The organism is Anaerotignum lactatifermentans DSM 14214, assembly GCF_900142265.1.
Lineage (GTDB): Bacteria > Bacillota > Clostridia > Lachnospirales > Anaerotignaceae > Anaerotignum > Anaerotignum lactatifermentans.
In genome coordinates this window covers 22,407-29,487 of sequence record NZ_FRAH01000043.1, presented here as the reverse complement: position 1 = coordinate 29,487, position 7,081 = coordinate 22,407, and the positions used below count along the sequence as shown (strand labels likewise).

3 protein-coding genes are annotated in these 7,081 nt (G+C 41.5%); all 3 read right to left on the bottom strand.

The genetic code is table 11. The features are described 5' to 3' along the window. Positions 1-238: 238 nt before the first annotated feature. A complete protein-coding gene (locus BUB35_RS11635) occupies positions 239-988 on the bottom strand; it encodes a hypothetical protein (RefSeq protein WP_072851934.1) in 750 nt (249 codons plus the stop codon). A gap of 83 nt (positions 989-1,071) precedes the next feature. Continuing rightward, positions 1,072-3,294 (bottom strand): MSCRAMM family protein, encoded by a 2,223-nt coding sequence (locus tag BUB35_RS11630; protein WP_072851932.1) that lies wholly within the window; start codon positions 3,292-3,294, stop codon positions 1,072-1,074. Between the two features lie 10 nt (positions 3,295-3,304). Continuing rightward, the gene (locus tag BUB35_RS11625; RefSeq protein WP_072851931.1) at positions 3,305-6,799 is read right to left on the bottom strand and encodes a SpaA isopeptide-forming pilin-related protein; all 3,495 of its coding nucleotides are present in this window, start codon (positions 6,797-6,799) and stop codon (positions 3,305-3,307) included. Between the last annotated feature and the right edge of the window lie 282 nt (positions 6,800-7,081).

Here is a 7,081-nt window from a genome sequence, read left to right as displayed (position 1 = left end):
ATGAAAAAGAAGAATGGTACTGGGCACAGCACTAAGCAGCTGTACTCGGCACTTTTCTTTATAAATTGTGTCCACTTTATTGACTATAGTCCACTCCAATTTCATAGAATAATTGCTTTTCATATAAGTGTTTTTCTTATTTGCAAAAACTTTTTACGATTTTTCGCTATAGATTTCCCAAACAGATTTGATAAAGTCTTACTTGTTTTCATTGTTTTCATAATTAATGTAAAATTACTTACATACACAAATTAATCATAATGAATAAAACAAGTATTGTACTTATTGAAAGCCAGATATATTTATACTTTCTTATCCGGTATCTAAAGCTTTTCTTTTTATATTCTTTCCATTCCTTCTGATACCATACCACTGTTGTTCCTTCTGTTGCTTCGTTTAATATCATATCTATTGCACCTTTTGCTGTAATGTCTATTATCTTGTCCTGATGCAAATTCCCCCACTTTGTTCTGCGAATATCCTCTGTTACAACTATTTGACATGCTGCTAGATAATCTGACTCATTTCTTTCCTCCAAAGAATACTTCCAGCGCAGCAGGAGAAAGAACGGGAGTTCTTTCTGTAATATATTTTTACCGCCCATACTTTTTACGCAGTATAATAACAACTCATACCATACCACAAATAGCCCTGCACCCAAACACAACAAAAATACTTTCGGCTGAACCAAAAGCAACGGACTACAAAGACAGAATACACCAAAACTACCGATACACTTTTCCAGTAGCCAAACGATTTCATCTTTTTTCTCTTGATTGATTTGCAAAAGACTTTTTAATTTTCCGGAAGAAGCGCTTGTCAAAGAAAACCTTTTCATAGCATATCCAGCCAGCTCCAGACACATGGCTCTCCAAAAACCACTTATACTTCTCCCTGATTTCCCTGAAGGAAAATATGCCAAATGTGCAACCAAGTGATAAATGCCATAGGCTAATAAAAAAACACCTGCATAGACCATCGAAATCATATCTTAACCTCCGTATAGAAATTCTTATATTACCTTCTTTGCAATAAAAAAAGGGGCGGTCCGCAGACCACCCCAAACTAATGTTAATATCCTGTTTTTGGAAGTTTTCCTCTATCTATTGTTGGTGCATAAATCTTAGTAGTAAAGGTATCTTCCGCTGTTACCTTCTGCATTTCATAAGTACCACCAACCTCAGCTCTGTTCGTGAACTGATAGCCATTAGGCAAATTATCATATGTCTTGCAGTACAGGAACGGTCTTTCCACTTCTCTGAAACCAACATCAACCGTACCAAAATCAAACTTGATATCTGTGATATATTCCCCAGCCATCAAGCCTTTTGTGCAGTCAATCTCATACACACGGTCTGTAAAGAGATTATCTTTCAGCACTCTGAACGTACCTGTTTTATTGGTCTTATAATAAATGGTGTAGTTCAGATTCTGGTTAAACGTACCTGTGAACAGTCTTGTGATATACGCCGCATCTGCCGGAAGGCTTTCATGGAGATAGAAGTTTTCCAGCGGTACCATAGATTGATTCTGGATATTATAAATATCGTATCGGATCACACTTCCACCCATGGTTTCTTTATACCCACTTTTCTCTACATTGGTCTTCAGCAATGTACTCTGATTTGTTCTCTCGATTTCAACCGTTTCACCGTCATTTACGATTTCAAAATGAATGGTTTCATCGCTCAACAGGAAATACAACGGACTGGTTGTTTCCTTCATGGTATATTCACCATATCTGAGCCAATCGGATTCCGCATATCCTTTGCTGTCTGTTGTCAATACATCTACTTTTTTACCATCAGCATCATAAATGGTAAACTTCGCACCTTTCAGTCCATCGCCTTTTAAGGTACCTGTGATCGGATTATTATCCGCAGCTGTTTTATGGATTTGTACCTTGCCCATGATTGGCTCGTTTTCAATATCCACATAGGTTGTTTTGCCCCATCTTGTTTCTACTGCTAAATAACCTTCCTGTGGCAGATAACCTTCTGGTGTTTCTTCCTTCAGGTAATATGTTGTACCGCCAAGGAACATATCATTCAGCTCGATTCTTCCTTTGGCGTCGGTTTTATAAGTACCCAAAGATTTCTTGTTTGGATCGAACAATTCAAATGTGACATTTGCCATTGGCTCGTCATTTTCCTTATCGATTTTCTCAATACGGATAGATGCCAACGGATAGTTTTCCCATTCAATGAGCTTATCATCGCCCCAGTCAAGGGTTACTTTTCTGACATTCGTATCCAGCGCATATCCTTTTCTTGTATTGGTTTCACGGATCAGGTAGGTACCAGCCGGGAACATATATTCCAGATTGATTTCGCCACGTTTGTCGGTGTAATACTTGCCATAGGTCTTACCGTCATCACGCACGATACTAAATTCCACGTTTTCCATTGGCTCACCAGTAACGATATCCGTTTTTTCAATACGTAATGTAGCGTTTTTGTCATTTTCAAACTTCACAGTCACAGGAGAACCGCTCTTCACCTGTACATTTTTGCTAGGTACATCGTCGATGTTATAGCCATTTGGTGCTGCAGTTTCTGTCACTACATACCAGCCTGGCTCAAGTGTAGGAACTGTGATTCTGCCGTCTGTACCGGTGATATAGTCCCCCACATAAGTGCCGTCGATTTCTGTTACCTTAAACTTAGCTCCTTCCAAAGGCTCCTGCGTATTCTTATCCACTTTATAAATGATAAGCGCTGCTTTCTTATAGTTATACAGTTCCAATTTTTGAGGCTCATTTTGTTTCAAATGTACCAATTTCACAGTATTATCCAAATTGTAGCCTTCAGGTGCTTTCAGCTCCTGTACTTTATAAGTGCCAGGCTTCAAGCCAGCAATGGTGATGAAACCACTTTCATCTGTGGTATACTGCCCAATGAACTGATCATCTACTGTTGTTACTTTAATGGTAGCATCTGCAAGAGGTGCTTTTGTTTCACCGTCAAGTTTCTGGATCACAAAGCTATTCTCCGGCTGGTTAAAGAATTCCATGGAATATACTCTGCCCTTTTCGATATAAGTAGTTTTTGCGGTATTATCCAAGATATATCCGTCCTTCGTCTTGATCTCCTGGACAATAAAACCACCTACCAGCTGAGGGATGTAAATGGTACCTGTTTCGTCTGTACGATATTCGCCATTGGACTCACCTACAACAGCACCTTTGATATCTGTCACTTTAAACGTAACATCACTTAATGGCTCTTTTGTGACAGCATCCATTTTCTTGATCAAAAGCCCACCCAAAGGTGCATTGGTAAACTCTACTGTCACAACGGAATTATCATCTTAAATAACGCACTTCAAATTTGATACCTTCCAGTGCTTCTCCAGTCTCTGCGTCTACTTTTTTGATGATAATCGCTGACATCGGTGCATTTTCAAAAGTGATTTCTTTGTCTTCACCTGCTTTCAAAAATACATCAATGAACTCTGTTTTACGCTCATAACCAGATGGTGCCTGTTTTTCAACGATGCGATACCAACCTGGCTCTGCATTTTCCAGCTTAAAAATACCGGAAGCATCGGATGTAAAACTGCCTACCATCACAGTTTCACCGTCTAAGGAGCCGTTGACTGCACGATATACTTCAAACTGTGCGTTTTTCAACGGGTCTTTTGTGATGGAATCCACTTTATGTACGGTAAGTGTTGGTTTCTTGGTATCCTCAAACTTCGCAGTAAAGTCTTCTCCTTCTACCAAGTTGATGATGCGTTCTGCTGTATCGATGACATAGTTTTGTGGCGCCTTTGTTTCTACGATGCGATAACTGCCTGGCGCCATATTCGGCAAAACGATTTTACCTTCCGCATCTGTGGTAAAAGGACTGCCTGTGACGAATCCTTTTTCTGGTTCTTCCAGTTTTTCTACGGTAAACATAGCACCTGCCAATGGTGCACCTGTCTGTTTGTCTACCTTCAAAATGGTAAGGTCAGGTGACTCGTCGTTAATAAATGTCAATGTTACATCCTGATCGGGTTCCATTGTTGCATACTGCACATTTGGAGAAGAAAGCTCATATCCATCTGGCGGCTGGATCTCGGTAATGACTAGTTTTTTGGATACGCCGTTTTCAATGTCAATATCCTCAATGGTAAAGCTGCCGTCTGGTCCTGTGGTATATGGACTTCCCGGAAGTGCCTGACCGTCTACTTCTTTGACTTCAAATACTGCTCCTGCTAACCCTTTATCAGGATCTTTCTTATCTACTTTTCGGATCGTAAGGTATGGCTGTCTATGATTCACCACTTCTACAATGGTTGTCTTTTCCACACCTTCTTCTACTACCAAATCATACTTTTTGCTGTTTAACAAATACCCTGGCTTCGCCTGTACCTCCTGCACCTGATAATGCCCCGGTTCCAAGCCGTCTAAGCGTGCAGTACCGTCATCCCCCGTTGTAACAGGTGAATTCGGCAATGGTGTATCCTCTCCAAATCGGAAGATATTGAAGGAAACACCTTCGATACCGTTACCATCTACATCCACTTTACGGATCAAAATACCAGATTTCTTTGTATTCTTGATTGTGATTTCTCCCGGATGACCACTTTCGGCATATACCTCATAAATCTCATCAGAAGCAATATAGCCATCTGCCGGTGTCACTTCCTTGATGGCAAACCAGCCTTCGTCCACACCTTCCAGCGTAATTTTGCCATCCTCATCTGTCACACCTGTATAGGTCTGCTGTGTATTTTTATGAGTGATTTCAAAATACACCCCAGAAATAGGCTCTGATGTTTCCGCATCGATTTTTGTAATCTCAACAGACGGTTTTGCATGGTTTTCCATAACAACAACCGTTTCTTCACCCCAATCGACCTCTCCGATCTGTGGCGTATCGTTTAAGATATAATCAAACCTAGCAGCAATCTCTGTTACTTCATAACTGCCTTCTGGAAGGTCTTCAATGGTGACTTCTCCATTGCTGTCTGTCACAACGGTCTGTTCAAAACCTGTTGTATGATTGACTACCTTGAAATAAAAACCTGCCAGCTCCTCCTGTGTATCCGCATCGATCTTACGAATGGTCAAAGAACCATACGGTTTATTTTCAAAAGTCACTTTCGGATGGACTTCTGCATCATTCACAACTTCCACACTTTGGGAGTTCTGACCAACTGCTACGCTATAATGCGGTGGTGCAGAAACTTCGGTCACTTCATAAGTCCCTGCTGGAATACCAGTCATACGCACTACGCCATCAGAAAGCTCTACCTCGCTGCCTTCACCTAAGATCGGTTCTGTGGCACCATCAGATGCCTTTACTGTGATATTGATATGACTACAGCTTTTAGATACTCCACGGATATGGAATACTGCATCTGGTATGGTTTCCTTTGTGTGATAGTCCAATTTTTCCACTAAAAGACTGCCGTCGGAAGGTTCATCCGGCTCATCGGGAATGGTCGGTGTTGCGTTATAAGTCATCATGGCTGTATCTGTCGCCTGCGGACAGAAGTTATAGATATATCCCTGCCAATTACCGGATAAGCCCACAGGATTTCCCAAATAGCTGACACTGCTGTCAAATGTGCCGCCTACGGTCGTTCCATAGAACTGATAATTGATGCCTGTGCTGTCTGCAAGGTCTTTCTTGACTTTTACAGTGACATCCTGTCCCATAGGAACTTTAAACGCCTTTTGATTATCCCATGCACCGCTGACATTGGTCTGTAAGGAAAGTTTATTTCCACCGGCATAAACTTCGATGCTTCCGCTTTCCACCATCTGATTCAGGTCATCGCCCAAGATACGGAATTTCCAGTAATCACGGTCCATACTGCTGGTGAACTGATAGGTGTTGGTTACCCATCCGCCGTCTTCTGTGGCTTCTTCAGAACCGCTGACTGGCGAAAGCTTTACAGTAAATTCCGGAGGGGTATATGGATTTGCGATACCTTCGTTATAGATTTTTTTCAATGCATTCAATACTCTGGTATTTCTTGCGGTATCTCCTGACTGAATGGACCATTTATCCAAAGATCCATTGACAATGGCTGTATGGATCGCTGCATGTGTAGCATAATACGCCTCATCTACGGTCTGACAGCCTAATTCCTGTGGTGTTTTATATGGATATCCCGCACGGGCAACGCCAAGAATCTTCTTTTCCTCTGCGCCAATACTCGGCAAAGGATCTACCTGATATTTTTTATTAGGATGCTGGGCAGTACCTTTCCAGCCTGGATTTTTGCAATATGCCGGATATTCCAGTGCTGCTGGATCGTCTGCCACCCATTTTGCAATATGGATATTATCTACGATAGCTCCATTATAATGCAGGATATTATTCAGCGGTCTGTCCGCTGTGATGGTCACATACCCATCATTCGCCTGCAAGTAAGCATATGGATCTGAGCCTGTGTCAGAACGTGCCTTCGGCAGCGAGTCCGTGCCGTAGATTTCCGCATAGTTTTCAGAGAGCACTACATTTCCTGTACTGCTTGTTGTAAACTGCTGCGTATTCAATGCAGGCTGCTCAAAAACAATGTCGTCCTGTCCACTGTTCTCGGTATCATCCATTGTTTCATCTGAATCATCATCTGTATCAAACGCAACATCTTCTGTGGAGCCGTTGCCAATGGTGATTTGATCATTATGATCATTATAATCATTACCCCAAAAGATATCATCATAAGATGAATCGTTTCCTCCACTTTCCTGCCCTGGGATCACAAAACCATCTTCCCAACTGGCAAGGGCAGGAATGCAATTCACAGTGGTGATCACTGCCGCAAGCAGTAGCGACAGCCACTTTCTGCTTTTCATCATAAAAAATCAACTCCTTTTCCTGTTTTTTTCCACGAAAATAGATTTGTAATTGTTCCCATCCACACTTATTACAACTCATTTTAGTTCGTTACACGAAAGCACCTTACGGGTTTCAACCTGCTTAAACGACTGTTTATAATAAGGGGTGGCTGACAGTTTTCGTGACGGATGTGGCTAATCCAAAAAGAACATCGCCAGACCAATTACTCCCTTATCATAAAAAAATAAGTGCAGAGGGTAAAGCACAAATGATATGCTTTATCTCTTACACTTATATGGTAC